We start from the raw sequence: 24,805 nt of genomic DNA, 5'->3' as shown, positions 1-24,805 counted from the left end.
GGCTTGCTCGCGAAGGCGGTGGGTCAGTCACGTCAATGCTGGATGTGCCGCCGTCTTCGCGAGCAAGCCCGCTCCCACATTGACCGCACTCAACTTTTGTCCTGGCGTGCCGTTAAAGCCTTTAACCACGCCAATAAAATCAAAAGAGTGAACCGTCATGCGCATGAGCCTGAAGGCTAAAGTCCTGTCCCTTGCCGTCCTCCCGGTGTTGCTCTTTGCGCTGGTCATCAGCCTGACCACGTTGTTCATTCTGCAGGAGCAGGCCCGCAAGGAAGTCGAGGAAACTCGCCAACGCCTGCTCAGCGATGCCAAGGCGACGCTGCAAAGCTACGTCGCCGTGGCCATGACCACGATCAAACCACTCTACGATGCGGCCGTCCCCGGTGATGACGCGGCGCGGACCCAAGTGGTCAAGTTGCTGTCGAGCATCACCTACGGCAAGGACGGCTACTTCTTCGGCTACGACTCCAACACCGTGCGCCTGTTCAAGGCCAGCAGCGCTGAAGGCGTGGGCCAGAGCTTCAAGGACAACCGCGATCCGAATGGCGTCTACGTCAACCGCGACCTTGTGAAAGTCGCCAAGGACGGCACCCACTACCTGCAATACAGCTCACCGCTGCCCGGCAACACCCAAGTGCTGGTGCCCAAGCTCGGCTACACCGAATACCTGCCGAAGTGGGACATGGCCGTTGGTACGTCGGTGAACCTCGACGGCATCGAAGCCCAAGTGGCGCTGGTCGAAATCAAGGTCCAGGAGCGCATGCAAGGCGTGGTGCTGAGCATCGTCGGGATTGCCGCCGTGGTGCTATTGGTGATCGCCGTCGCCGGGATGCTGCTGGCCAACACCATCCTGCGTCCGCTGAACCTGATGAAAGCCAACCTCGATGACATCGCGGCGGGCGAGGGTGACCTGACGCGTCGCCTGAGCATCACCAGCCAGGATGAACTCGGCGAACTGGCAGGCTCGTTCAACCGCTTCGTCGACAAGATCCACGGCCTGGTGCGCCAGATCACTGAAATGACCTCGCAACTGACCGGGCTGGTGAATCAGGTCTCCGACCAGGCCCAGCGCTCGGATCAGGCCATGGAACGTCAGCGTCACGAAACCGATCAGGTCGCCACGGCGATCAACCAGATGTCCGCCGCCGCTCAAGAAGTGGCGAAAAGTGCGCAAAACGCCGCGGTGGCTGCCCAGCAGACCGACGAAGAAGGCCAGGCTGCCAAGCGTGTGGTGGCCGGCAGCATCGTGAAGATTCATGCGTTGGTGGACGACATTCGCAGCAGCGGCGTGTCTCTCGACAGCTTGCAAAAAGACGTGTCGTCGATTGTCAGCGTGCTTGGGGTGATCCGTTCGATTGCCGAGCAAACCAACCTGCTGGCGCTCAACGCCGCCATCGAAGCAGCCCGTGCCGGTGAGGCCGGGCGTGGTTTTGCCGTGGTGGCCGACGAGGTTCGAGCGCTGGCCAGTCGTACGCAAATCAGCACCCAGGAAATCCAGGGCATGATCGATCGCTTGCAGGCCGGCACTCAGTCGGCGGTGGAAGCGATGCGCCGTTCCAGCGAGGCCGGCGACGGCACGTCGGCTCAGGCCAATGAAGCGGGAGCATCGCTGGACACCATGGCCCAGTTGATCGGCACCATCAATTCGATGAACGCGCAGATCGCCAGCGCCGCCGAAGAGCAGACCGCCGTGGCCGAAGAGATCAACCGCAGCGTGCATCAGATCGCCGTGGCCGTGGACAACGTCGCCGACGAAACCCAACTCGGCGCCCAGACCTCCCGCAGCCTGGCCGACCTCGGCCAGCGCCTGGGCAAATTGGTCGGACAGTTCCGCATCTGACTGACGGTGCCTTTGTGGCGAGGGAGCTTGCGTGGCGAGGGGGCTTGCCCCCGTTCGAGTGCGCAGCGCTCGCAAGACTTTGGGGCCGCTGCGCACCCCAACGGGGGCAAGCCCCCTCGCCACAGAAGCATGTTCGACTCAGTTATTTGAGTCTGTCCCAGTATCGCAGCAACTAACGCTGACCCCCGTGTGAGCTGCCGCAGGCTGCGATCTTTTGATCTTTGGCGATGCCGACCTTCCAAAGATCAAGATCAAAAGATCGCAGCCTGCGGCAGCTCCTACACTGGTATTACGGTGCGCATTCGTCGCACCGGACGACCACAACCAATGGAGTCAGACTCATGATCGACAGTGAAAGTATCTGCGACTGCCCCAAATGCTCCTGCAAACTGGGCGAACATCCGATCGCGCGCCATGGCAAGCACTATTGCTGTGAAGCCTGCGCCAAGCACCACGAACATGGCGAAGAATGTGCCAGCAAGGGCTGCAAGTGCGCCCAACGCTGACCACTCATCCAAAAAAAGGTGGAGCCTGATCGGGCTCCGCTTTCATTTCAATTTGCCGGCCGCCACTTGACGTTTTCTACGCCGAACTTCTCCGCCATCGGCTTGCTGGTTTTTTGCACCCTCTCTCGGCCGAAACGAGGGATTCGTCCGACCCCCGCGTCGCAACTTGCCCAATGCCAGGCCTCCGCGTTATCCATCTTGTCCAGGCGGATGATGAAAGACTTGGGCGCGCCATGAAGGGTGTATTCAATGACGAAAAGTTTTGCGTTGTTCATAAAGCCCATATTCCTCCCTGTGGTAATACAAGGATCGTCGGGGTTACGGAAAATTCAGTCGAATTGTCAGACGGGTTTCGCCCGTAGCGACAAGCCCCGTGGCTCGTTACCATGCAATCTCTGAAACCCCCAATGATTGCTGCCCATGGCCCTTGCCGCCCCTCCAGACCTGAGTGACACCGATGTGCCCGTGCAACCGCTGGCGCGCACCTATCCACGCGGCTTGTACATCGAGCCGCATGAGCATGTCTGGGGGCAGTTGCTGTATGCGATGAGCGGGGTGATGTGGGTCGAGACGCCCCATGAAGCGCTGGTGGTGCCGCCGCAACGAGCGGTGTGGCTGCCGCCGGGTGTGCCCCACGGGATTCGGGTGGTCTCGGATTTACAGATGCGCAACATCTACTTGCGGCCCTCATTGGCGGCGACGCTGGATGACACGGTTCAGGTGATCGAAGTCGGCGGATTGCTGCGCGAGCTGATCGTCGGGCTGGTGGAGCAGGGCGACGATGGCGCACCCGAGTATTACGAAGCGTTGGTCGGTCTGGCGCTGCTGGAGCTTAGGCGAGCCCGGCGCTCGCTGCTGAAAATCCCCTTGCCGGATGATTCCGACCGGCGCCTGATGAGCCTGTGTCAGGCGGTCATGGCCGCGCCATCGCTGGACATTGCCTTCGAACAACACGCCGAAAACGCCGGTGCCAGCGTGCGCACCCTGGCGCGGCTGTTCAAGGACGGTTTGGGCATGGGCTTCGCCGAATGGCGGCGCCAGGTGCAATTGGCGACGGCGGTGGCGGAGTTGATCCAGGGCGTGCCGGTCAGTGCGATTGCCCGGGAGCTGGGTTATTCCCCGAGCAGCTTCAGCGACATGTTCCGTCGGGAACTGGGTGTCGCGCCTTCGCAATTTTCGGCGAGCCAGCGTCAGGATTAAAAGCGCTTTGGCCGATATTCAGAAGCACTTGGCCGATGCTCTTCGCTGTCACTCCTTAGACTCTGGGCCTACCTTAATTGCCCACGGAGTCCGCCATGAGCTTCCTCATCTCATTGGTCATCGGTCTGGGCGTCGGTTTGCTCTACGGCGCTCTGGATTTTCGTTCCCCCGCACCACCGGCCATCGCGCTGGTAGGGCTGCTCGGCATGTTGGCCGGTGAGAAGTTGTGGCCAATGGGCCGACAATTGGTCACTGGCTGGATCTCCTGAACCGTTTATTCATTCGAGGGAAATGCTCATGAAAGCACTGCAATTCGACAAGACCGGTGACCTCTCGGCCCTGCGCTACGTTGAGGTGCCTACCCCCGTCCCCGGCGCCGATGAAGTGCTGGTCCAGATCAAGGCGGCCGGCCTCAACCCCAGCGATGTGAAGAACGTGCTGGGGCGCTTTCCTTACACCACACTGCCGCGGATTCCCGGTCGTGATTTCGCCGGTGTGGTCGTTGAAGGTCCGCAGGCGCTGATCGGTCAGGAAGTCTGGGGCACCGGCCGTGAACTGGGCTTTTTCGCCGACGGTTCGCATGCACAGTTCGTCAAACTGCCGGCCAACGGCGTGGCGCAAAAGCCGACCCATCTGAGTTTTGCCCAGGCGGCCAGCCTCGGCGTGCCGTACACCACGGCGTGGGATGCGTTGGAGCGCAGTGGGGTGACGGCCAGCACTCGCGTGTTGGTGATCGGCGGCGGGGCGGTTGGCACTGCGGCGCTGGCGCTGGCCAAGGTGCGTGGCGCTCAAGTACTGGCAGCGGCGCGGCGGCCGGAACAGATCAAGGATTTGCAGGCCCAGGGGTATCAGACGCTGCAACTGGATAAACCCGAGGACCTCGGCGCACAGGTGAATGCCGTGTATGCCGGCGGTGCCGATGTGATCTTCGACACCACCGGTTTCTGGCTGCCGGCCTCGGTCCCGGCGCTGGCCGCGTTCGGTCGCATCGCGATCATCGCCGCACCGGTGGACGGCCTGGTGCAATTGCCGGCCCTGGCGCTGTATCGCAAGGGCGGTTCGGTGGTGGGGATCAACTCGTTGCTGTACGGCGTCCAGGCGTGTGCGGCGATGCTTGAGCAGTTCGGCACGTTCTTCGATCAGGGCTTGTTGCCGTTGCCCGAGGGTTTGTTTGAATCGCCGTTGGCAGAAGGTCTGGAGCGGTATGCCGAGGTGAGTGAAGGCAGTGGTGACAAGGTGATTTTGTTGCCGTGATTTGAAGGGCAAAAGATCGCAGCCTGTAGGAGCTGCCGCAGGCTGCGATCTTTTGATTTTGCTTTATGCCTCGGGAACACCGTTCTCCCACGTCGACCAATTCTTCAAAATCTCCTCCTGATTCAAACAAGACTTAAAACTGATAACCAACGCCGGCGTAGTAACCCCAGCCGTCGGAACGGGCGCGGAAGTTACCGTCGCCGAAATTCAATTCGCTGCCATCCTCCCAATTGCCGCCGTTGTGGAAATACCGGCCGACCAGGGTGAAACGCAAGTGGGTGAACGAGTACAGCAACACGTTGGTGGCGACGGTGGCGTTGGCGGTGCGAGCCGGGTTGTCCTTGTGCAAGTCCGAGCCGAAGTCGAAGTTGGTGAACCCGATGTAGGTCAGTGACGCGCCGTTGCTGAAGCTGCTGATCGGCACGATGTATTTGAGTTGGGCGCGATAGCCGTCCCATGAATACTCGTTGCTGGCGCCGTAGTTTTCCCACTGGTAGCGCCCATAGAAGTTGGCCGACAAGTTGACCCGTGAATGGGTGTCGATGTCGGTGCCCAAACCGCTGTACAGCGTATTGGCGCGGTTGGCGCTGTTGCTGCCGTGGTCGTAGATCCAGTCGAAGGCCACATACCATTCCTTGAACGGCCCGATGGCCAGGCTGCGGCTGGCGAGGTAATCGATGGAGATCCGCGGTTCGTGCTCCATGAACACCGGCGAGCCGTGGTCCCACACGCCTTTGTCATGGCTGTTGCCGATGTCGAAGATCTTCGGGATGTCGATGTAGCCGTACAACTCGAACGGCCCCTTGCGGCCGAAGTACTCGTATTCCAGATAGATATCGTCGGCCGGTTGCGGGCCGAAACTTATGTCTTTGCTGCCGATGACCGTCAGGTCCTGGTTGAACCAGTCCGAGAGGTACACGCCTTTTTTCGGTGGGCTCGCTTCGGGGCTGAGGCTTTCGCCCTGGGCGGATTCTTCGGCGGGGGCGGGTTGCGCCAAAACGGTGTTGCTGAGTAGTCCTGTAACGCTGGCCAGCAGCAAGGAAACAGCAAAAGTGCGCGAGCAAGTTACGCGGCTGGACGTGCGGTGCATTAAAAGTCCCTTTTCGTGCGGATCGAAGGCCCGGTTCTGCGGGCTTGCGCTGTTATGTAGCGAAAACGCTTGTATCAGCGACTCGCAAACGTTTGCACAAGGCATACCAATTTTGCTCAAGGCACGGAAAAGGCTACGGATTTGAGGGTTTAACTGTCCTTTCGGTCAACGATTTTCGGGGCCTCAGGAGAGACGACGTTGATGTAGACTCTTCGGCAATGACTTCACAAGGTATGTCCCCCATGAGCGAACCGATTCGTCTGACCCAGTACAGCCACGGCGCAGGATGCGGCTGCAAAATCTCCCCGCAGGTGCTGGAGGTGATTCTGGCCGGCAGCGGGGCGCAGAACCTTGACCCGAAACTCTGGGTCGGCAACGCCTCGCGCGATGACGCGGCGGTGTACGCCATCGATGAAGAGCGCGGCGTGGTGTCGACCACCGACTTCTTTATGCCGATCGTTGACGACCCGTTCGATTTCGGTCGCATCGCCGCCACCAATGCCATCAGCGACATCTACGCCATGGGCGGCGATCCGTTGATGGCGATTGCGATCCTCGGCTGGCCGGTCAACGTACTGGCGCCGGAGATTGCCCGGGAAGTGATTCGCGGCGGGCGTTCGGTCTGCGATGAAGCAGGGATTCCGTTGGCCGGTGGGCACTCCATCGACGCGCCGGAACCGATCTTCGGCCTCGCCGTGACGGGTCTGGTGGAAAAGCGCCACATGAAGCGCAACGACACCGCCACCGCCGGATGCCTGCTCTATCTCACCAAACCGCTGGGCATCGGCATCCTCACCACCGCTGAAAAGAAGGGCAAATTGCGCCATGCCGACATCGGCCTGGCCCGCGACTGGATGTGCACCCTGAACAAACCCGGCAGCCGTTTCGGCAAACTCGAGTGCGTCACCGCGATGACCGACGTCACCGGTTTTGGTCTGCTGGGGCATTTGGTGGAAATGGCTGACGGCAGCAACGTGACCGCTCGCATTGAGTACGACCGCGTGCCGCGTCTGCCGGGTGTCGAGTATTACCTCGACCAAGGCTGCGTGCCGGGCGGGACGCTGCGCAACTTCGACAGCTACGCCAGCAAGCTTGGGCGTCTTCAGGAAATGCACAAACGCGTGCTCTGCGATCCGCAGACCAGCGGTGGCCTGCTGGTTGCGGTCACACCTGAAGGTAACGAACACTTCCTCAAGGTGGCCGCCGAACTGGGCCTGACCCTTGAGCCGATCGGTGAACTGATCGAGCGACAGACCAACGCGGTTGAGGTGTTTTGATGTCCATCGAATTCACCGATTACCGCGACATTTTCCTCAACGACCGACCGATGATGGATGCCCGCGCGCCGGTCGAATTTCTCAAGGGTTCATTCCCCGGCGTGATCAACTTGCCGCTGATGAATGACCATGAGCGGCAACGGGTCGGCACTTGTTACAAGCAACACGGCCAGCAAGCGGCCATTACGCTGGGGCACCAGTTGGTGTCCGGCGAGATCAAAGCCGAGCGTATCCAGGCCTGGGCCGATTTTGCGCGGGCTCATCCTGACGGGTATTTGTATTGTTTTCGCGGCGGTTTGCGCTCGCAGATCGTCCAGCAATGGCTCAAGGACGAGGCGGGCATCGACTATCCGCGAGTGGGTGGCGGTTACAAGGCGATGCGCACCTTCTTGCTCGACACGCTCGATCAGGCGGTTGCCCAGTGTGATTTCGTCTTGCTGGGCGGCATGACCGGCACCGGTAAAACCGAAGTGCTCACACAGTTACGCAACGGCCTGGACCTTGAAGGTCACGCCCATCATCGCGGCTCCAGTTTCGGTAAACGCGCGACCGGCCAGCCTTCCAATATCGATTTTGAAAACCGCTTGGCGGTGGACCTGCTGAAGAAGCGCGCCCACGGCATCGAGCAGTTTGTACTGGAAGACGAGAGCCGCGCGATCGGCAGTTGTGCGCTGCCGTTGCCGCTGTTTCAGGGCATGCAACAATTCCCGATGGTCTGGCTGGAAGACAGCCTGGAAGGACGAGTCGAACGGATCCTGCGCGATTACGTGGTGGACTTGTGTGCCGAGTTCATCGGCGTGCATGGCGATGAAGGCTTCGCGCTGTTTTCCGAGCGTTTGCTGGAGAGCCTGAACAATGTGCAGAAACGTCTGGGCGGTGAACGCCATCGGCGGATGTTGATGTTGATGGAAGAGGCGCTGACGGAGCAGGCGAGCAGCGGGGCAGTGGACTTGCACCGGGGCTGGATCGAAGGGTTGCTTCGCGAGTATTACGACCCGATGTATGCATTTCAGCGGGAGAAGAAAGGGGGGCGCATTGAGTTTGCGGGGGAGCGGGCTGCGGTGCTTGAGTACCTGCGAGAGCGCGTTTCCCAGCGAGGATGATGTCGTATTTACCGGCCCCTTCGCGAGCAAGCCCGCTCCCACATTTGATCTTTTCCATACACAAATAGTGTGCTCACTAAAAATCTAATGTGGGAGCGGGCTTGCTCGCGAAGGGGCCGATCAGGCACTGCACCACTCAAGTTGGACAGGTCTCCCGCCCATTATCCAGACCTTGCTTGTAGGCGTGGCTCTGCACACTGGCCTTGCCGTTGTGCCAGGTCAGGGTGAGCACGAACAGCGAGTCGTAATCGCTGGATTCCCAGTCATCGACGATGGTCTGTTTCTTGCCGACGGCTTCTCCCGCAACCTTGTTGATCAGCTCGGGCAAGTAGCCGTGGGACCAGGCGGTGTAGATGACCGAGTTGTGGTACTTGTCTTGAAGCAATTCATCCGCGAGGTCGCTGGTGTCGTTGGCCGAGAAGTTGATGTTCACCGGCAAACCGAGCTTGATCGCGCTGGGGCTGATGGTCATCAGGGGACGGATGTAACTGTAGGAATTGTCCAGTTCGCCTTCCTCGACATTGCGCGTCGGGTTGGCGGCAAACACGTAGTTGGCCTTGCCGAATTTTTCCGGTAGCAAGGTGGCCAGGTCGATGGCGCGGTTCAGGCCCTGGCAGTTGAGCTGGCCGAGGCCTCCCTCTGGTTTTTCCGCATGACGCAGGAACACCAGCGTCTGGGTGCCGTTTGCCGGTTGGGTGCGGCTTTCGCGGGATTCCAGCACCAGAAACAGCGCGCCGGCTGCCAGCAGGGCGGGCAGTAACAGATAAGCGCGATGTTTGAAGCGGTTGGCGAATTTCAGAGGGTTCATCATGGAATTAAGGGGTCTTCAGCGCATTCGGTTAAGGCTGACAAACCTTTACACCGCGAAATTCCTGCGTCGCGTGTTTTCCATGTCATTGAGCCGGTCCGTTTCAAAGGGGCAGTACTCAGAGTCCTCTGATACCCATTTGGTTCGATTCCGGCAAGTGCGCAGCAATGTACCGGTAACCTTGAACGGGTTGGAGCTTAGGTTATCGACAGGATGTTGCGGATTTGTGGACACGTTACACGTGTAGGAGCTGCCGAAGGCTGCGATCTTTTGATCTTGCTCATCAGTAATATTGATAAAGGCAAAAGATCGCAGCCTTCGGCAGCTCCTACATTATGATCGTCACTCTCGATTTTCTCGTGGATCCTTCCCCATGACTGATCTGTCCTCGTTCCCGATTACCCAAAAATGGCCGGCTCAATATCCCGAGTGGATCCAGCTGTACTCCTTGCCGACACCCAACGGCGTCAAGGTGTCGATCATGCTGGAAGAGATCGGACTGCCCTACGAGCCGCATCGTGTGGGCTTCGACACCGATGATCAGATGTCCCCGGAATTTCTTTCGCTGAACCCCAACAACAAGATCCCGGCCATCCTCGACCCCCACGGTCCGGGGGATCAACCCCTGGCGTTGTTCGAGTCCGGGGCGATTCTGATTTACCTGGCCGACAAGAGTGGGCAACTGCTGGCCCAGGAATCGGCGGCGCGATACGAGACCCTTCAATGGCTGATGTTTCAGATGGGCGGCATCGGGCCGATGTTCGGCCAGGTCGGTTTTTTCAACAGATTTGCCGGCAAGGACTACGAGGACAAACGTCCCCGCGACCGCTACGTCGATGAAAGCAAACGCCTGCTTAATGTGCTCAATAACCGCCTGGAAGGGCGCGACTGGATCATGGGCGAGCGCTACACCATCGCGGACATCGCGACCTTCCCCTGGGTGCGCAACCTGATTGGCTTCTATGAGGCGGGCGAGCTGGTGGGCATAAAGGACTTCACCAACGTTACGCGGGTGCTGGAACGTTTTCTGGTGCGGCCGGCGGTGATGCGCGGGCTGGAAATTCCCAAGTCAAACGCTTCGATTTGATCAAGACCAAGGCAGGCCATGCACTCATTCGATTTCAAGCAAGTAGATGTCTTCAGTCGTGTTGCGCTCAAGGGCAATCCTTTGGCGGTGGTGCTCGGCGCCGATGAGCTCAGTGATGAGCGCATGGCGGCGTTCGCCAGCTGGACCAACCTCAGCGAAACCACATTCATACTCGAACCGCGCGATCCTCGCGCCGATTATCGCGTGCGGATCTTCACCACCCTGAACGAATTGCCGTTCGCCGGCCATCCGACGCTGGGCACCTGCCATGCGTGGCTGGAGGCCGGTGGTGTGCCCAAGGGCGAAGAGATCATTCAGGAGTGCGGCGTGGGGCTGGTGCGGGTTCGTCGGCAAGGGGCAGAGCTGGCCTTTCTCGCACCGCCATTGCTCAAAACCGGGCCGGTGGAGGCGGATGTGGTGGATCGGGTGCGGCGGGGGCTCGGGCTGGAATCGGGGGCGATTGTGCGCACTCAATGGGTCGACAACGGTGCCGGATGGCTGGCCGTGATGGTCGAGGATCGCCAGCAGGTGCTGGACCTGCAACCGGATCATTCGCAAATGCTCGGCCTGGCCGTCGGTGTCATCGCGCCATGGCATCCAGAGCGCGATGGCGATGACGCACAGTTCGAAGTGCGGGCGTTCATCTCCGACGACGGCATGCCGGAAGACCCCGCCACCGGCAGCCTGAACGCCGGGATTGCCCAATGGCTGCTCAGCGAAGGACTGGCGCCGGCGTCCTATGTGGTCAGCCAGGGCCTGACCATGGGCCGCGCCGGACGCATTCAGGTCGAGCAAGTGGGCGACGAGATCTGGATCGGCGGCGCGGTAGTGACCTGCATCAGCGGAACCTTGAGTCTGTAGCGCTGAGTGTCGCGGCCTAACGGTTACTCGCCGCCAGTTTGATCCCGAACCCGACCAGCGCCATACCGGCGGCGCCGGACGCGATTTTTCGCGCCATGGGGATGGCTTTCAAACGACGGGCCGCGGCATTGCCCAGCAGAACCAGCAAACCCTGATACAGCGCGCTGATGAGCGAAACATGCAGCATCATCGCGACCAGGGTCAGACTGGAGGCATCTGGGCGAATGAACAGCGGAAAAAACGCCACAAAAAACAGGATGACCTTGGGGTTGGTCAGGCTCACCGCCAGGGCCGTGCGAAAGTAGAGCCGGGCCGACCGTTTCGGCTCCAGCCCCGCCGAGTCCCGGGCCGCTGGCGCGCGCAGCAATTGCAGGCCGATCCAGCACAAGTACGCGGCGCCGAACCACTGCAGCATCTGGAACAGCAAGGGATTGGCTTGCATCACGGCCGCCAGACCGATGGCCGCCGCAATCATGTACGTCGCATCCCCCAGCAGCGTGCCGCCCACGGCGCCGAACCCGGCGCCCAGGCCATTGCGGGCGGTGGCGTTGAGGATGGCGAAGGTGCCCGGCCCAGGCATTAACTGGAAGATCAGAATCGCGGCAATGAAGCTGCCGTAGTTTTGGATATCAAACATGCTGCGTCACTCCCTGTGTTGGTTTTGCTCAATCCTGAACGTTGTCTTTAGCCGGCGCAATGAGGGCGGATTATTGCCGGGCTCGCAACAAAGTCTTCCGCAATCGATGTTTGTGCCCCTGACCGTTGAGGGCATAAGCTTCGTCCCCTACGACTTTCGTCTCGTCCTCCGTTTTTCAGGAACCCCTCATGTCCAGTCAGTTCCCCGAAGCACGTCCACGCCGTCTGCGCCGCAATGCGAGCCTGCGCAGCCTGTTCCAGGAAACCGAGTTTAGCTTGAACGATCTGGTGTTGCCGATTTTCGTCGAGGAAGACATCGACGACTTCGTACCGATCAAAAGCATGCCCGGCGTGATGCGTATTCCAGAGTCGAAACTGGCGGGTGAGATCGAGCGTTATGCCCGGGCCGGGATCAAGTCGGTGATGACGTTCGGCGTGTCGCACCATTTGGACGGCAACGGCAGCGACACCTGGAGCGACAACGGTCTGGTGTCGCGCATGTCGCGCATCGCCAAGGATGCGGTGCCGGACATGATCGTGATGTCCGACACTTGCTTCTGTGAGTACACCGACCACGGCCATTGTGGCGTGCTGCACAACCATGAGGTCGACAACGACCAGACCCTGATCAATCTCGGCAAACAGGCGGTGGCCGCGGCCCGTGCCGGCGCCGATGTGATCGCTCCGTCGGCCGCCATGGACGGGCAGGTTCAGGCCATTCGCCGTGCGCTCGATGAAGCGGGTTTCAACCAGACCGCGATCATGGCCTATTCGACCAAGTTTGCCTCGGCGCTCTACGGTCCATTCCGTGAAGCCGGCGGCAGCGCACTCAAGGGCGACCGCAAAAGCTATCAGATGAACCCGATGAACCGCCGCGAAGCCGTGCGCGAATCACTGATGGACGAGCAGGAAGGCGCCGACGCGCTGATGGTCAAACCGGCCGGCGCGTACCTGGACATCATCCGCGACATTCGTGAAGCCTCGCGTTTGCCGCTGTCGGCGTATCAGGTGAGCGGCGAGTACGCGATGATCAAATTCGCCGCGCAGGCTGGGGCGATAGATGAGGCTCGCGTAGTGCGTGAGAGCCTTGGCGCGATCAAACGGGCCGGGGCGGATTTGATCTTCACTTACTTCGCGATGGACCTGGCCCTGGCCGGGATCTAAGTATCACTGCAGATTAAATGTGGGAGCGAGCAAGCCCGCTCCCACATTTGGACTGTGTTGAATCAGTTCGCGCCGAAAAACGGCCTGATCCCGTGATCCCGGAAGTACCGCTCGATCACCTTGGGATCGGCAGAGTTGTCGGCAATCGCCACATACGTATCCGGCCGCAACAGGTAAAACCCGTTACGTCCCAGGCCTGCCGCTTCAAACGCCGGCCGCCAGTCAAACACCTGCAACGGCAAATGATGTTCGTGGCACCAGGCGATCATTTCGTCGCTGGTGTCGCCATACACATGCACTTGCCAGGTCGCGCATTTCAGCGATTCGAAATTGTCCCCCTCACTGTCGTGAGCCCAGGGCAGGCGGTCGCCACCGTGAACATGACCGGCAACGCCCGTGCTCAACGGCATCCCGCGATAATTCAGGGTGATCTGCGACACCGTGCGAAACAGGAATTCCCGGGACGCCTCAAACGATGCCATTTTCGGAATCACGAACGGCGCCAGACGCGTGCGCAGCACATCGGCCATGCGCCCTTCGGCCGTGACGAAAGTGAACACCCGATCGGTGGTGGCGACCAGTTTTCGGGCAAACGCGATGCGCTCGGTTTCGTAAGTGTCGAGGAGTTTGGCCTCAGCGCCGCCGCTCAACACCGCCGCGAGTTTCCAGGCGAGGTTGATGGCGTCTCCAATGCCGGTGTTCATGCCCTGGCCACCGGCAGGGCTGTGGACGTGGGCGGCGTCACCCAATAGAAACGCGCGCCCGGTGCTAAAATGATCCGCCACCCGATGATGCACGCGGTAGGTCGAGAACCAGTTCAGTTGCTCGATCTTTACTTTCATATGCTCGATGGCCCGGCTGCTGACGTCTTCAAATTGCAGGGTTTCGGCTTGCTCGGCGCGCTCGTCGCGTACGGTGCCGATCAGACGGGCGCGGCCTTCACCGCCCAAGGGAAACACCGCGAGAAAATCCGCTTCATCAAGATCCACATGCAGTTCGCCGTTGAACGTCGGCCCGCTGGCTTGCACGTCGGCGACGTAGAAAATCTGCTGGTAGGTGCCGCCGGGAAACCCGGTGTCCAGGGTCTTGCGCACGATCGACCGGGCACCGTCACAACCTGCCAGATAGCAAGCCTGGCAGGTTTCCTCCTGACCATCGGCCAAGCGCAAATAGGCGGTGATGCCGTCACCGGTTTCCATGAAACTCTCAAGTTCAGTGTTGCGCTCGACCTCGATGCCAAAGGCTTCGAGGCGGTCTATCAGCAGTCGTTCGTGTTCGTCCTGAGGAAAGATTTCGAGGAACGCATAGGGCGTCAGGCCTTCGCCGATGCGGCTCAGCGGCAAGCGCGCCACGGGTTCGCCCTTGACCCAGAAGTTCGCCGCGGCCACACGATGGCCGTTCTGCACCACCGCATTGCTGAGGTCGAGCTGGCGATACAGCTCCAGCGTCCGCGCCTGGACGGCCAGCGCCCGCGAAGTGGTTCCGGGTGCCGACGTCTTGTCGATGATGCGTACTTGCACGCCAAGTTTGCTCAGCCACAGCGCCAACACCAGCCCGGTCGGGCCGGCGCCGATGATCAGAACGTCGCTACGGTTCATGAGACTGTCCTCCTCGGTGTGTGGCTCAAGTATGGTTCAGCCGCGACGGACGGGCAGGTTGTCTGCCAAACGGAAAACACCCCCGCGCTGCTACGGGGGAACAGTGGGCTGCGGCGAGAGTCATAGCCTGCGCCATGCCATTGATCGTATGGTTAACCCGGCTCAACGGATTTGATGGAGCAACATGCAAGCCAATCGATTGATGATGAGCGTCGCCGCGCTGCTGGTGCTGGCGGGTTGCGGCACTCAGCGCACGCAAGAGCTCCCTGCGCGCAAGCCTGCCGAGGTCAAGGCCGAGATCGTGCGTCTGCTGCCGGCCCAAACCGCCGATCGCCAGGGCTGGGCTACCGATATTTACGCAGCATTTGCTGCCCAGAGCATTTATCCATCCACCCAAAACCTGTGTTCGGTGCTGGCGGTCACCGAGCAGGAATCGACCTTTCAGGTGGACCCGCCGGTACCGGGCCTGGGCAAAATCGCCCGCGAGGAGATCGACCGCCGTGCCGACAAAGTCCATATCCCCGGCCTGCTGGTGAGCGGTGCACTACTGGTGAGTTCACCCAACGGAAAAAGCTACAGAGACCGACTCAATGCCGCGCGCAGCGAAAAAGAGCTCAGTGCGATTTTCGATGACTTCATTGGCATGGTGCCCATGGGCCGGACGCTGTTCGGTGGGTTCAACCCGGTGCACACCGGTGGGCCAATGCAGGTCAGCATCGATTTCGCCGAGCAACAGGCGAAGGCGTATCCGTACCCGGTGGACGGCTCGATCCGTCATGAAGTGTTCAGTCGTCGCGGCGGCCTGTACTTCGGTATTGCCCACTTGCTCGGTTATCCGGTGAGCTACAAACAACCGCTGTATCGCTTTGCCGATTTCAATGCCGGTTGGTACGCCAGTCGCAATGCCGCGTTTCAGAACGCGGTGAGTCGCGCGTCGGGCATACCGCTGGCGCTGGATGGTGACCTGGTCCGCTACGACTCGATCATGCCTGGCACCACGGAATTGGCGGTGCGTACCCTCGGCAAGCAACTGGGCATGCGCAATCCGACCATTCGGGACCAATTGGAGGAGGGCAAAAACTTCGCGTTCGAGGACACCCAGCTCTATGCACGGGTTTTCGCCCTGGCCGAAAAGGCGGAAGGTCGGCCATTACCGCGTGCGGTGTTGCCGGGGATTGCGCTGCAAAGCCCGAAAATCACCCGAAAACTCACCACGGCGTGGTTTGCCAAGCGGGTCGATGAGCGTTATCAGCGTTGCATGGCGCGGGCCGGCAAGTGACCGATCGCAAAAAACAGGCGTAAAAAAAACCGGCTGATAAGGCCGGGTTTTTCATTGAGTGCTGCGGAAAAACCATTCATTTATACAGCGCGGCTTTCGATCAGGCGGTCCGAACCACCTTCAGCAACGCGGTTTTCGATCAGACGATCCGAACCACCTTCGGCCACGCGGTTTTCGATCAGACGATCCGAACCACCTTCGGCCACGCGGTTTTCGATCAGACGATCCGAACCACCTTCGGCCACGCGGTTTTCGATCAGACGATCCGAACCACCTTCAGCCACTCGACTTTCAATCAGACGATCCGAGCCGCCTTCAGCGACAACCGGGTGAGTAGAGGTAGCGGCGAAAGCGTTAACTGCAAAAACCGAGAAAACGATGCTGAGGATAGTTTGGCGTTTCATGATGGTGTGCTCCGGGGTGTAGTTGTTGGGTCTGGAGCTGATGTTACGCCGCGGATTTTTTATGAGAACTTCATTGCCGTGATGGTGAACATCGACGGCAATGATAGGAAGGACGACGCACCCCACGCGAGCACGATGGTTCAGTTCAACGACTCACGTGCGACGACGGACAAACTTGCGCCACAACCAGACCCACAGCATGAACAGCGGGAAGGCCAGAATCAGGAAGGGCAGGGCGTAGCTGACTTTTTCCAGCGCATCGGCGGCGCCATCGGCCAGGTTGTCCAGCAAATTGCTGAACGCTTGGCTCAGGTGCGACGAGCGACTGCTGGCACCGGTCGGCAGGAACGACAGCGTGACCCGATTGGTGTCCAGTCGGCGCTGGTGCCCGGCGGCGATCTGGGCCAGGGCTTGCAGGTCGTTTTCGATCCCGGCCTGTTCCTTGCTCAAGGTGATCAGATCCGTAACGCTGATGTCTTTGCGGGTCGCCAACTCATCCAGACGTTGCTGCTGAGTCTTGAGTCGCTCTTGACGCCGACGTGTGTCGTCCACGGCATCGGCCAGGTCTTCGGCGCTGGTGATCCGTTGACCCAGTTCTCCACCCTCGGCCGCCATCGTGACCAGCGGTTCGACGCCAGCGGGGGCAATGCGCAAAGTGATCTCGGCGCGGCCGGCGCCTTGCTCGATCCGCAGAACGTTACAGGCCCCGAAGCGTGCGGTTTCGCAGGCCTCGCGTGTGGCCTGCAAGCGCGGCCCGATTTGCGCCTGGGGCAGCAACAGTTGCAGTTCGTGCTCATAGGCGAGCATGGCGCCACCGCGCCCTTGTTCACCGGCTAGACTGGCCGAAGACGAGTGTTCGCTCGGCGAGCAGCCACTCAAGGCTAAACCAGCCAGAAGCAACCCATAGAGACGAAGAAGCGGGGCGAGACCGCCATCCTGTTGGCGCATGTTCTTTCCTTGACGTGTGCAGTAGGGCTTGAACCGCGACGGGTAGTCATGAGTGCGCCCCGGGAGGCGTATCTTACCTGTATCGCCCGGCCCAAAGGCAGGGAACGTGCCTCGTGCCCAATCGTCTGCTGACTCTATTTTCGTTTCGCCAGGAGCGCGCGATATGTACCAGCTATACGGACACCAGAATTCCGGCGCTGCCGCGATAGAAGCGGCACTGGAGCTTTGCGAAATTCCTTACCGCTTTATCGACGTTGAATCCTCTCCCGAGGCGACCCACGCGCTGGAGAAGCTCAATCCGCTCAAGCAGATTCCGACACTGCAATTGCCCGATGGCAGCGTTCTCACCGAGAGCGCGGCGATTCTGATTCACCTGGGGCTCACGTTCCCCCAATCAAACCTGTTGCCGAAAAACCCCGCCGCGCGGGATCAGGCCATTCGCGGCCTGGTGTACATCGTCAGCAATTGCTATTCGGCCATCGGCATCATCGACTACCCCGAGCGCTGGTTGGCCGAGGCGGATGAATCGTCCCGGCAAAACCTCATGGCCGGCGCCCGCGCGCGACTGCACCGAAGTTGGGAGGTGTTTGCCGATCAGTTTTCGGGTGATTTGTATCTGGGCGATGAGACGCCGGGAGCCCTGGATGTGCTGGCGGCGGTGGTTTCCAGATGGGCGGGTAGCCGGGAGCATTTACGCAGTGCAAGGCCCGGTTTTTTCGCGTGGCTTACGCGCATCGACCGGCACCCGACATTGGCACCGGTCTTCGCGCGGCATTGGCCGGGCTGAAAAGATCGCAGCCTGCGATCTTTTGATCTGCGCTTACTCGCCGCGGATGTACTGCTCTAACTGGCGAATCAGCTCAGCCTGTTCGGCGATGGCCTCCTTGACCAGGTCGCCGATCGACAGCAAGCCGATCAATGTGCCGTTTTCCACCACCGGCAAGTGGCGCAGGCGTTTGTCGGACATGATGCCCATGCAGGTTTCGACGGTTTGATGGGTGTCCACGGTGATCACCGGCGACACCATGATGTCTTCGACCGGTGTACCGACGGAGGAGCGGCCCTTGAGCACGAGTTTGCGCGCATAGTCACGCTCGCTGATGATGCCGACGACCTCGCCATTCTTCACGACCGGCAAGGCGCCGACGTTTTTCGCGGCCATGACCATCAGCGCTTCCAGCACCATTTGATGCGGTGCAATGGTGTGGACTTCATGGTTCTGTTCAGCCTTTAACTTCAGCAGTTGGGCGACGGTTTTCATGGCAGTTTCTCAGGTGTTGTCGTTGTCCTTGAAGAATCGTAGACACGGGCGCTGAGGGCAAGAGAGAAAGCGGCAGATAACGCGCAAAAAACGCCATTCAGCGGTTTTTCTTCGGTAAACCTCGCGCACCCGGTCCATAAACGCCTGCAATCGGCAGCGGCTTCAAGAGCCACCCCTCACCCCAGCCCTCTCCCCACGGGGGAGAGGGGGAAAGGGAGCTGATCTTTATGGTTTTCGAACCTGAGTTCGACTTGATATCTCAGGTCGATGTAGCACTAAGAACACCTCGGTCAGTCCCCTCTACCCCTTGGGGAGAGGGTTAGGGTGAGGGGGCGATCCAAAGGCTGCCAAATCCATAAGCCACCACGCTCTCCATCCCGATCCCGCGTAGAATCTCCCTCTGAATCAGATTCGAGGTTGCAGTGGTGGATTTACAGCGGGGCTTCGTCCTGACCCGGCATTGGCGCGATACCCCGGCCGGTACGGAAGTCGAGTTCTGGCTGGCGACCGACACCGGTCCCCAGCGGATCCGTCTGCCTCATCAACCGTCGGTGGCGTTCATCCCCGCAGCCCAGCGTGAGCCGGCCGAAGTGCTGCTGCGCAGCGAAAAGAACGTCGAGCTGCGGCCGTTGGCGTTGCTGGATTTCGAGCACCGCCCGGTACTCGGTCTGTATTGCCAGCAGCACGGTCAGTTGATGCGCCTGGAAACCGCGCTGCGCAAGGCCGGCGTCGATATGTTCGAAGCCGACGTGCGCCCGCCGGAACGTTACATGATGGAGCGTTTCATCACCGCGCCGGTCCGGTTCAATGGCACGCCGAACGCCGAGGGCCTGCTGCTCGATGCGCAGATGAAACCCGACCCCGACTATCGCCCGAACCTCAGGCTGGTCTCACTGGACATCGAAACCACCGCTCAGGGCGAGCTGTACTCCATCGCCCTGGAAGGCTGCGGCGAGCGCCAGGTCTACATGCTCGGCCCGCCCAATGGCGACGACAGCGAAGTGGATTTCCAACTCGACTACTGCGATTCCCGAACCCTGCTGCTGAAAAGACTCAACGAGTGGTTCGCCCGCCATGACCCCGACGCGATCATCGGCTGGAACGTCGTGCAGTTCGACCTGCGTGTGCTCCACGAACACGCCCGGCGCCTGGCGGTGCCGCTGAAACTGGGGCGTGGCGGCGAAGAAATGCACTGGCGCGAACACGGTAGCCGCAACCATTACTTCGCCTCGGCCGCCGGCCGGCTGATCATCGACGGCATCGAATCCCTGCGTTCGGCGACCTGGAGTTTCCCCTCGTTCAGCCTGGAAAACGTCGCGCAAACCCTGCTTGGCGAGGGCAAGTCGATCGACAATCCGTACCAGCGCATGGACGAAATCAACCGCATGTTCGCCGAGGACAAACCGGCCCTGGCCAAGTACAACCTCAAGGACTGCGAGCTGGTGACGCGGATTTTCGCCAAGACCGAGCTGCTGACCTTCCTGCTGGAACGGGCCAGCGTCACCGGGTTGCCGGCAGACCGCAGCGGCGGCTCGGTGGCGGCGTTCACGCACCTTTACATGCCGCTGATGCATCGCCAGGGGTTCGTTGCGCCGAACCTTGGGAACAAGCCTGCGCAAGCCAGCCCCGGCGGTTTTGTCATGGACTCGCAACCGGGCCTGTACGAATCGGTGCTGGTGCTCGATTACAAAAGCCTCTATCCATCGATCATCCGGACCTTCCTCATCGACCCGGTGGGCTTGATCGAGGGGCTTGAACATCCCGATGACAGCGAGTCGGTGCCAGGTTTTCGCGGTGCGCGTTTTTCCAGAATCCGGCATTGCCTTCCCGCCATCATCGCCCGGGTCGCCGAAGGTCGCGAAACCGCCAAGCGCGAACACAACGCGCCGTTGTCCCAGGCCCTGAAGATCATCATGAACGCCTTTTATGGCGTGCTCGGTTCCAGCGGTTGCCGCTTCTTCGACACACGCCTGGCATCGTCCATCACGCTTCGCGGTCACGAGATCATGCTGCGTACGCGACAGCTGATCGAAGCCCAGGGCCATACGGTGATTTACGGCGACACCGACTCGACCTTCGTCTGGCTGCGCCGTGCCCACGGTCAACAGGAAGCAGCGCAGATCGGCCGCGCGCTGGTGGATCACGTCAACCAGTGGTGGTGCGAGCATGTGCAGCAGGAATTTGGTCTGGAAAGTGCGCTGGAGTTGCAGTTCGAGACCCACTACAAGCGCTTTCTGATGCCGACCATTCGCGGCGCCGAGGAGGGCAGCAAGAAGCGTTATGCCGGGCTTGTGACCCGTGCCGATGGCACCGACGAAATGGTCTACAAAGGCCTGGAAACCGTGCGCACCGACTGGTCGCCGCTGGCCCGGCAATTCCAGCAGGAACTGTACCTGCGCATCTTCTATCGCAAGCCTTATCAGGATTATGTGCGCGACTATGTGCGCAAGACCTTGGCGGGGGAGTTCGACGATCGCCTGATCTACCGCAAGCGCCTGCGCCGCACTCTCGATGACTATCAGCGCAACGTGCCGCCCCACGTGCGGGCCGCGCGGATTGCCGATGAATACAACGACCAGCAGGGCCGTCCGCGGCAATACCAGAACGGTGGCTGGATCAGTTACGTGATCACCGTCGCCGGGCCCGAGCCGCTGGAAATCCGCAGCGCGCCCATCGACTACGACCACTACGTCACCCGCCAACTGCAACCGGTGGCGGACGCCATTCTGCCCTTCGTGGACGACGACTTTTCAACCTTGATTGGTGGGCAGTTGGGCCTGTTTTGAGTCCAGCAGCAACAACGTCCAGTCATCCAGGATGCCGTGGAAATACTGGTCCAGCGCTTGATGAAAATCGCTGTTAGCGCCGGCAACCTGGGCGAACAGCGTCATGGAAGAGTGAAACTTGAGATTGTCGGGGTGACCGAAGATGGCCGTAATTGAGCTGTTTTCGATGTTCAGCACCAATTGCGTGCAGGTGCGCAACCGTGAACCCAGCAGCGGATGATTGAGGTACGCCGCGGCTTCCTCTTTGGAGCGAATGGCAAAGTGGCGGGACATCTCGCTGCCGCCCAATCCTGAGAATTGCGGAAAGATGAACCACATCCAATGACTGCGCTTGTGACCGGCGTTCAGCTCGGCCTGGACCCGTTTGTACACCGGGTCCTGTGCCTGGATAAAGCGTTGCAGATTAAAGGAATCGAGCTGATCGGTGCTTCTCATGAAGAAGCCCTCTGTCAGAACCGCGATGGCTCAGACCATGGCCAATCGCTGTTTGCGTTGTGGCGCGCGAAACGCCTGGTCCAGCGCCTCCAGATCCCCAGCCTCCAGTTGCAATTGCGCGGCTTGCGCGTTGAGTTGAACGTGCTCGGGTCGGACCGCTTTGGGGATGGCGATCACGCCTTCCTTACGCAGCATCCATGCCAGCGCTACCTGGGCCGGCGTCACACGGTGACGGGCGGCTATTTGTGTGAGCATTGTATGGTTCAGCATAGGCCCACCCTGACTGATCGGACAGTAGGCCATGACCGGCATTCGATGCTGGCGGCTCCAGGGCAGCAGATCAAACTCGATGCCGCGTTCTTCCAGGTTGTAGAGCACCTGATTGGTGGCACAGGCCGGTGAGGCCAGTTCCTTCAGGTCGTCGACGTCGAAATTGGAGACGCCCCAGCGACCGATCTTGCCTTCTTCGCGCAGGCGTTCGAAGGCTTCGACCGTTTCTTCGAGGGGATACTGGCCGCGCCAGTGCAGCAGGTAGAGATCGATGTAATCGGTATCCAGCCGCCGCAGACTGCGTTCGCACGCCTGGGGGATGCCTTTGCGGCTGGCGTTGTGTGGGTATACCTTGCTGACCAGGAACACTTCGTCACGCCTGCTGGCGATGGCTTCACCGACCACTTCCTCAGCGCCGCCCTCGCCGTACATTTCAGCGGTGTCGATGAGGGTCATGCCCAATTCGATACCCAGGCGCAAAGCCGCCACTTCCTGGGTGTGCCGGGAACGATCTTCGCCCATGCGCCAGGTGCCTTGGCCGATGACCGGTACGTTGACGCCGGCCAGTTCGAGGGTCCGCATTCAAATCTCCTTATTTTGAATCAATGAGTACTCTTCGGTTGGCAACAGAATACCCCGGTGGTTCCATCGACCTGTAGCAGCTGTCGAGCCTGCGAGGCTGCGTCCGGCTGCGAAGCAGTCGCCGAATCAAACAATGAGGTGTTTCAGGAGCATCGCGTGCGCAGGAACTGCGAGGACTTCGTCCTCGGACGCAGCCTCGCGGGCTCGGCAGCTGCTACATGATCGTGTGATGTCGGATAGTCAGTTGGCAGAAAACTTCATCACAGTGCTCTGGGCATAGGTCTTGCCCGGGTCCAGTCGCGTGGACGGAAAGTTCGGCTGATTCGGTGAATCCGGATAGTGCTGAGTCTCCAGCGTGAACGCGCCCCAGTGTGGATAGACCTTGCCAGCCTTGCCCTTGACCGAACCGTCGAGGAAGTTGCTGGTGTAGAACTGCACACCGGGCTCGGTGGTGTAGAGCTGCAATCGACGACCGGATTGCGGATCGCTGACCTCGGCGGCGAGTTGACCCACATCACCCATGGCGTTCAGCACCCAGTTGAAATCGAAGCCGCCCTGTTTCGGTTCGGCAAATTTCAACTGTGGGTGATCGGCTTTGATGTTCTTGCCAATGGCGGTCGGTTGGGTGAAGTCCATCGGTGTGCCGGCCACCGGGGCCAGTTCGCCGGTCGGGATCAGCTTGCCGGTGACCGGCGTGTAATGGCTGGCGTGCAGGGTGGCGAGCTGTTTCAGCACATCACCGTTACCCGCGCCGGCCAGGTTGAAATAGCTGTGATTGGTCAGGTTCAACACCGTGGCTTTATCGGTGGAAGCCTTGTAGTCGATGCGTAGCTCGTTGTGCTCGTTGAGGCTGTAGGTGACCTCGGTTTTCAGGTTGCCGGGGAAGCCCATTTCACCGTCCGCCGACAGGTACGTCAGGGTCACGCCGACCGAATCCTTGCCGTTGCTCGGTTGGGCTTTCCAGACGTCTTTGTCAAACCCCTGAGGGCCGCCGTGCAGCGAATTGGAGCTGTCGTTGAGCGGTACCTGATAGCGCTTGCCGTCCAGTTCGAAAGCACCGCCGGCCAGGCGATTGCCGAAGCGCCCGATGGTCGCACCGAAATACGCCGTGCCGCTCTGATAGCCCTGCACGTTATCGAAACCGAGCACCACATCGTCAAACTTGCCGTTTTTGTCCGGCACTTTCAGCGATTGCAGGATACCGCCGTAGGTAATGACCGTGGCGGTCAGGCCATGGCTGTTGCGCAAGATGTATTGCTCGACGGGCGTGCCGTCATTGGTTTTGCCGAAGGCCTTGTGTTCGCTGGACAGGCCGGCGGCCTGGGCGGAGAGGGTGGCGATCATCAGGGACAGTCCAAGGACGCAGAGCGGGTGTCGGGATTGAAGCATGGTTGACCTTCCTTTTTGTTGTTTTTGGCAAATTAGTCATACTAATAATCGAGTTTTAATCCGATCAAGGAAGGGTTTATAGCTTGTGTGTGAGCTATTGCAATTATAAAGTATGACTAATGTGGTAGGGCTCTTAACGGTTGCCAACGCTTACGGACCGTCGGCACTGCACTTTTCAAGGATTCACGGCTCTATCCTTGGCCAGCCTGCGGCGAATCCCCACCGCCGGCCCATGCCCAAGTTCAATAACCCATGGCTCGAGTTTTACCCCTCACCACCACACCCATCCGCCGCCGTTGCCTGCTGTTGGCCTGCTTGTCGATGCTCGCCGCCTCCGGGTGCAGCCAGCAGCAGGGCAGCGACATCGTCAGCCAGTTCCGCGAAGGCAAGCCCCAGGAATTCCTCCAGACCAGCGTCGACCGCATGGCGACCCTGGCGATGCGCGACAACCTCGACAGCCTCTACCTGCTGATGAGCAAGCTCTACCTGCGCAACCCGGACGAGCTGAAAAAATCCGGCTTCCTCGACGCCCGCACCGCTGGCAAACAAGTGCGCATAGCCATCGAACAGCAACAACCGCTGCCGACCCTGGGTGGCAAAAAAGACCTGGCAGCGTTGCGTTATGCCATGAGCCCGGAGTTTCTTGGCGACCGGGTCGGTGCATTCATCTATGCCATCGGCAGCATGCTCGTCACCGCCCATGGCAATCGACTCGAGTTCTACATGACGGATGTGATCAACCCGACGTTTGTCAGTAACGCGGCCCGCAACATCGAAATAGCCACCTGGATCCTCAGTCAGCGGCAAAACAAGAACGGCGAGCCGTTGCTGTTTTCCAACGAAATTTCGGAGGAGGGCAGCAACCTGAGTTTTGCCGTGGAGTTCGGCAAGATCGTCGCGCGACTGGATTTGCTGACGCAGATGCTGGACGAGCGCTACCGCCGGATCGGCTTGAATTACGCCCAGAGTTTGCTGTTTTTGAATTTCTTGCCGGTGCAGTAAGCAAGGAAGTGCATAAAGATAGATC

25 protein-coding genes and 2 pseudogenes are annotated in these 24,805 nt (G+C 60.1%); 16 read left to right on the top strand and 11 right to left on the bottom strand.

Annotated features, from left to right (window positions below; translation table 11 throughout):
• From KGB23_RS08670 to KGB23_RS08660, 4 genes and pseudogenes are all read left to right on the top strand, one after another.
• The coding region (locus KGB23_RS08670; RefSeq protein ID WP_223430686.1) for a hypothetical protein at positions 1–180 on the top strand (180 nt) is incomplete at its 5' end.
• Positions 158–934 (top strand): annotated as a pseudogene (locus KGB23_RS30375) (cache domain-containing protein); the annotation flags it as partial. The gene KGB23_RS08670 and the pseudogene KGB23_RS30375, both read left to right, overlap by 23 nt.
• 84 nt (positions 935–1,018) lie before the next feature.
• Positions 1,019–1,840, top strand: coding sequence for a methyl-accepting chemotaxis protein (locus KGB23_RS30370; RefSeq protein ID WP_411741490.1), 822 nt, complete (start codon positions 1,019–1,021; stop codon positions 1,838–1,840).
• Positions 1,841–2,181: 341 nt separating this feature from the next.
• Positions 2,182–2,346, top strand: a complete 165-nt coding sequence (locus KGB23_RS08660; protein WP_046049906.1) for a metallothionein — start codon at positions 2,182–2,184, stop codon at positions 2,344–2,346.
• Positions 2,347–2,393: 47 nt separating this feature from the next.
• Here the strand turns inward: KGB23_RS08660 and KGB23_RS08655 are convergent, their stop codons facing one another.
• Entirely contained in the window at positions 2,394–2,621 is a 228-nt protein-coding gene (locus KGB23_RS08655) for a DUF6555 family protein (protein WP_150656427.1), read from the bottom strand.
• A 145-nt stretch (positions 2,622–2,766) separates the two neighbouring features.
• Here KGB23_RS08655 and KGB23_RS08650 point away from each other — a divergent pair, with 145 nt between their 5' ends.
• The 3 genes from KGB23_RS08650 to KGB23_RS08640 all read left to right on the top strand — a co-directional run bounded on the left by KGB23_RS08650 (position 2,767) and on the right by KGB23_RS08640 (position 4,800).
• Positions 2,767–3,546, top strand: coding sequence for an AraC family transcriptional regulator (locus KGB23_RS08650; RefSeq protein ID WP_223430684.1), 780 nt, complete (start codon positions 2,767–2,769; stop codon positions 3,544–3,546).
• A 95-nt stretch (positions 3,547–3,641) separates the two neighbouring features.
• The gene (locus KGB23_RS08645; protein WP_082555777.1) at positions 3,642–3,815 is read left to right on the top strand and encodes a DUF1427 family protein; all 174 of its coding nucleotides are present in this window, start codon (positions 3,642–3,644) and stop codon (positions 3,813–3,815) included.
• Positions 3,816–3,843: 28 nt separating this feature from the next.
• The gene (locus KGB23_RS08640) at positions 3,844–4,800 is read left to right on the top strand and encodes a zinc-binding alcohol dehydrogenase family protein (RefSeq protein ID WP_223430683.1); all 957 of its coding nucleotides are present in this window, start codon (positions 3,844–3,846) and stop codon (positions 4,798–4,800) included.
• A 133-nt stretch (positions 4,801–4,933) separates the two neighbouring features.
• Here KGB23_RS08640 and KGB23_RS08635 read toward each other — a convergent pair whose 3' ends face one another.
• Positions 4,934–5,890 carry a nucleoside-specific channel-forming protein Tsx gene (locus KGB23_RS08635; protein ID WP_223430682.1) on the bottom strand — a complete coding sequence of 319 codons (957 nt, stop codon included), beginning with the start codon at positions 5,888–5,890 and terminating at the stop codon, positions 4,934–4,936.
• A 242-nt stretch (positions 5,891–6,132) separates the two neighbouring features.
• On the opposite strand from KGB23_RS08635, the gene selD reads away from it, so the two are divergent.
• Both selD and mnmH read left to right on the top strand, forming a co-directional pair.
• Positions 6,133–7,167 (top strand): selenide, water dikinase SelD, encoded by a 1,035-nt coding sequence (selD, locus tag KGB23_RS08630; protein WP_033057379.1) that lies wholly within the window; start codon positions 6,133–6,135, stop codon positions 7,165–7,167.
• Positions 7,167–8,270 carry a tRNA 2-selenouridine(34) synthase MnmH gene (gene mnmH, locus KGB23_RS08625; protein ID WP_223430680.1) on the top strand — a complete coding sequence of 368 codons (1,104 nt, stop codon included), beginning with the start codon at positions 7,167–7,169 and terminating at the stop codon, positions 8,268–8,270. The genes selD and mnmH overlap by 1 nt, the downstream gene beginning before the upstream one ends.
• A 136-nt stretch (positions 8,271–8,406) precedes the next feature.
• Here mnmH and KGB23_RS08620 read toward each other — a convergent pair whose 3' ends face one another.
• On the bottom strand, positions 8,407–9,081 hold the full coding sequence (locus KGB23_RS08620) for a histidine phosphatase family protein (protein ID WP_223430679.1): 675 nt from the start codon (positions 9,079–9,081) through the stop codon (positions 8,407–8,409).
• A 370-nt stretch (positions 9,082–9,451) separates the two neighbouring features.
• Between KGB23_RS08620 and KGB23_RS08615 the strand changes: the two genes are divergently transcribed.
• On the top strand, positions 9,452–10,165 hold the full coding sequence (locus tag KGB23_RS08615; protein WP_223430677.1) for a glutathione binding-like protein: 714 nt from the start codon (positions 9,452–9,454) through the stop codon (positions 10,163–10,165).
• Between the two features lie 18 nt (positions 10,166–10,183).
• Positions 10,184–11,026: a PhzF family phenazine biosynthesis protein gene (locus tag KGB23_RS08610; RefSeq protein WP_223430676.1), complete on the top strand. Its 843-nt coding sequence runs from the start codon at positions 10,184–10,186 to the stop codon at positions 11,024–11,026.
• 16 nt (positions 11,027–11,042) lie between these two features.
• Here the strand turns inward: KGB23_RS08610 and KGB23_RS08605 are convergent, their stop codons facing one another.
• On the bottom strand, positions 11,043–11,663 hold the full coding sequence (locus tag KGB23_RS08605) for a LysE family translocator (RefSeq protein ID WP_223430675.1): 621 nt from the start codon (positions 11,661–11,663) through the stop codon (positions 11,043–11,045).
• A 188-nt stretch (positions 11,664–11,851) separates the two neighbouring features.
• On the opposite strand from KGB23_RS08605, the gene hemB reads away from it, so the two are divergent.
• Positions 11,852–12,826, top strand: a complete 975-nt coding sequence (gene hemB, locus KGB23_RS08600; RefSeq protein WP_150656420.1) for a porphobilinogen synthase — start codon at positions 11,852–11,854, stop codon at positions 12,824–12,826.
• 62 nt (positions 12,827–12,888) lie between these two features.
• Here the strand turns inward: hemB and KGB23_RS08595 are convergent, their stop codons facing one another.
• Positions 12,889–14,424: an FAD-dependent oxidoreductase gene (locus KGB23_RS08595; protein ID WP_223430674.1), complete on the bottom strand. Its 1,536-nt coding sequence runs from the start codon at positions 14,422–14,424 to the stop codon at positions 12,889–12,891.
• A gap of 184 nt (positions 14,425–14,608) precedes the next feature.
• Here KGB23_RS08595 and KGB23_RS08590 point away from each other — a divergent pair, with 184 nt between their 5' ends.
• The gene (locus tag KGB23_RS08590) at positions 14,609–15,703 is read left to right on the top strand and encodes a DUF1615 domain-containing protein (RefSeq protein WP_223430673.1); all 1,095 of its coding nucleotides are present in this window, start codon (positions 14,609–14,611) and stop codon (positions 15,701–15,703) included.
• Between the two features lie 89 nt (positions 15,704–15,792).
• On the opposite strand, the pseudogene KGB23_RS08585 reads toward KGB23_RS08590, so the two are convergent.
• Together KGB23_RS08585 and KGB23_RS08580 are read right to left on the bottom strand one after the other, a co-directional pair.
• Positions 15,793–16,107: pseudogene (locus KGB23_RS08585) on the bottom strand (phage infection protein); the annotation flags it as partial.
• A gap of 153 nt (positions 16,108–16,260) precedes the next feature.
• Positions 16,261–17,055, bottom strand: coding sequence for a DUF4349 domain-containing protein (locus KGB23_RS08580; RefSeq protein ID WP_223430671.1), 795 nt, complete (start codon positions 17,053–17,055; stop codon positions 16,261–16,263).
• Positions 17,056–17,218: 163 nt separating this feature from the next.
• On the opposite strand from KGB23_RS08580, the gene KGB23_RS08575 reads away from it, so the two are divergent.
• Entirely contained in the window at positions 17,219–17,842 is a 624-nt protein-coding gene (locus KGB23_RS08575) for a glutathione S-transferase (protein WP_150656415.1), read from the top strand.
• A 33-nt stretch (positions 17,843–17,875) separates the two neighbouring features.
• Here KGB23_RS08575 and KGB23_RS08570 read toward each other — a convergent pair whose 3' ends face one another.
• Positions 17,876–18,316: a CBS domain-containing protein gene (locus tag KGB23_RS08570; RefSeq protein ID WP_033057363.1), complete on the bottom strand. Its 441-nt coding sequence runs from the start codon at positions 18,314–18,316 to the stop codon at positions 17,876–17,878.
• Positions 18,317–18,741: 425 nt separating this feature from the next.
• Here KGB23_RS08570 and KGB23_RS08565 point away from each other — a divergent pair, with 425 nt between their 5' ends.
• A complete protein-coding gene (locus KGB23_RS08565; protein ID WP_223430670.1) occupies positions 18,742–21,102 on the top strand; it encodes a DNA polymerase II in 2,361 nt (786 codons plus the stop codon).
• Here the strand turns inward: KGB23_RS08565 and KGB23_RS08560 are convergent.
• From KGB23_RS08560 to KGB23_RS08550, 3 genes are all read right to left on the bottom strand, one after another.
• Entirely contained in the window at positions 21,067–21,537 is a 471-nt protein-coding gene (locus KGB23_RS08560; protein ID WP_223430669.1) for a DUF1810 domain-containing protein, read from the bottom strand. The genes KGB23_RS08565 and KGB23_RS08560 overlap by 36 nt on opposite strands.
• 30 nt (positions 21,538–21,567) lie before the next feature.
• Positions 21,568–22,389: an aldo/keto reductase gene (locus KGB23_RS08555; RefSeq protein WP_223430668.1), complete on the bottom strand. Its 822-nt coding sequence runs from the start codon at positions 22,387–22,389 to the stop codon at positions 21,568–21,570.
• Positions 22,390–22,629: 240 nt separating this feature from the next.
• Entirely contained in the window at positions 22,630–23,778 is a 1,149-nt protein-coding gene (locus KGB23_RS08550; RefSeq protein WP_223430667.1) for an aldose epimerase family protein, read from the bottom strand.
• 252 nt (positions 23,779–24,030) lie between these two features.
• On the opposite strand from KGB23_RS08550, the gene KGB23_RS08545 reads away from it, so the two are divergent.
• Complete coding sequence (locus KGB23_RS08545; protein ID WP_223430666.1) at positions 24,031–24,780, top strand: hypothetical protein; 750 nt, start codon at positions 24,031–24,033, stop codon at positions 24,778–24,780.
• Positions 24,781–24,805 lie beyond the last annotated feature (25 nt).

The organism is Pseudomonas sp. GL-B-26 (genome assembly GCF_019947405.1).
In the GTDB taxonomy this organism is placed as follows: domain Bacteria; phylum Pseudomonadota; class Gammaproteobacteria; order Pseudomonadales; family Pseudomonadaceae; genus Aquipseudomonas.
This window is presented reverse-complemented; position numbering and strand designations above follow the sequence as displayed.

Excerpts from the sequence above, each read along its gene's own strand:
- KGB23_RS08615 (WP_223430677.1), top strand. The coding sequence starts at position 9,452 with ATGACTGATCTGTCCTCGTTCCCGATTACCCAAAAATGGCCGGCTCAA.
- KGB23_RS08590 (WP_223430673.1), top strand. The coding sequence starts at position 14,609 with ATGCAAGCCAATCGATTGATGATGAGCGTCGCCGCGCTGCTGGTGCTG.
- KGB23_RS08570 (WP_033057363.1), bottom strand. The coding sequence starts at position 18,316 with ATGAAAACCGTCGCCCAACTGCTGAAGTTAAAGGCTGAACAGAACCAT.
- KGB23_RS08545 (WP_223430666.1), top strand. The coding sequence starts at position 24,031 with ATGGCTCGAGTTTTACCCCTCACCACCACACCCATCCGCCGCCGTTGC.
- KGB23_RS08595 (WP_223430674.1), bottom strand. The coding sequence starts at position 14,424 with ATGAACCGTAGCGACGTTCTGATCATCGGCGCCGGCCCGACCGGGCTG.
- KGB23_RS08580 (WP_223430671.1), bottom strand. The coding sequence starts at position 17,055 with ATGCGCCAACAGGATGGCGGTCTCGCCCCGCTTCTTCGTCTCTATGGG.
- KGB23_RS08550 (WP_223430667.1), bottom strand. The coding sequence starts at position 23,778 with ATGCTTCAATCCCGACACCCGCTCTGCGTCCTTGGACTGTCCCTGATG.
- KGB23_RS08645 (WP_082555777.1), top strand. The coding sequence starts at position 3,642 with ATGAGCTTCCTCATCTCATTGGTCATCGGTCTGGGCGTCGGTTTGCTC.
- KGB23_RS08650 (WP_223430684.1), top strand. The coding sequence starts at position 2,767 with ATGGCCCTTGCCGCCCCTCCAGACCTGAGTGACACCGATGTGCCCGTG.
- KGB23_RS08655 (WP_150656427.1), bottom strand. The coding sequence starts at position 2,621 with ATGAACAACGCAAAACTTTTCGTCATTGAATACACCCTTCATGGCGCG.
- KGB23_RS30370 (WP_411741490.1), top strand. The coding sequence starts at position 1,019 with ATGACCTCGCAACTGACCGGGCTGGTGAATCAGGTCTCCGACCAGGCC.
- hemB (WP_150656420.1), top strand. The coding sequence starts at position 11,852 with ATGTCCAGTCAGTTCCCCGAAGCACGTCCACGCCGTCTGCGCCGCAAT.
- KGB23_RS08620 (WP_223430679.1), bottom strand. The coding sequence starts at position 9,081 with ATGATGAACCCTCTGAAATTCGCCAACCGCTTCAAACATCGCGCTTAT.
- KGB23_RS08575 (WP_150656415.1), top strand. The coding sequence starts at position 17,219 with ATGTACCAGCTATACGGACACCAGAATTCCGGCGCTGCCGCGATAGAA.
- selD (WP_033057379.1), top strand. The coding sequence starts at position 6,133 with ATGAGCGAACCGATTCGTCTGACCCAGTACAGCCACGGCGCAGGATGC.
- KGB23_RS08555 (WP_223430668.1), bottom strand. The coding sequence starts at position 22,389 with ATGCGGACCCTCGAACTGGCCGGCGTCAACGTACCGGTCATCGGCCAA.
- mnmH (WP_223430680.1), top strand. The coding sequence starts at position 7,167 with ATGTCCATCGAATTCACCGATTACCGCGACATTTTCCTCAACGACCGA.
- KGB23_RS08605 (WP_223430675.1), bottom strand. The coding sequence starts at position 11,663 with ATGTTTGATATCCAAAACTACGGCAGCTTCATTGCCGCGATTCTGATC.
- KGB23_RS08660 (WP_046049906.1), top strand. The coding sequence starts at position 2,182 with ATGATCGACAGTGAAAGTATCTGCGACTGCCCCAAATGCTCCTGCAAA.
- KGB23_RS08560 (WP_223430669.1), bottom strand. The coding sequence starts at position 21,537 with ATGAGAAGCACCGATCAGCTCGATTCCTTTAATCTGCAACGCTTTATC.
- KGB23_RS08640 (WP_223430683.1), top strand. The coding sequence starts at position 3,844 with ATGAAAGCACTGCAATTCGACAAGACCGGTGACCTCTCGGCCCTGCGC.
- KGB23_RS08610 (WP_223430676.1), top strand. The coding sequence starts at position 10,184 with ATGCACTCATTCGATTTCAAGCAAGTAGATGTCTTCAGTCGTGTTGCG.
- KGB23_RS08635 (WP_223430682.1), bottom strand. The coding sequence starts at position 5,890 with ATGCACCGCACGTCCAGCCGCGTAACTTGCTCGCGCACTTTTGCTGTT.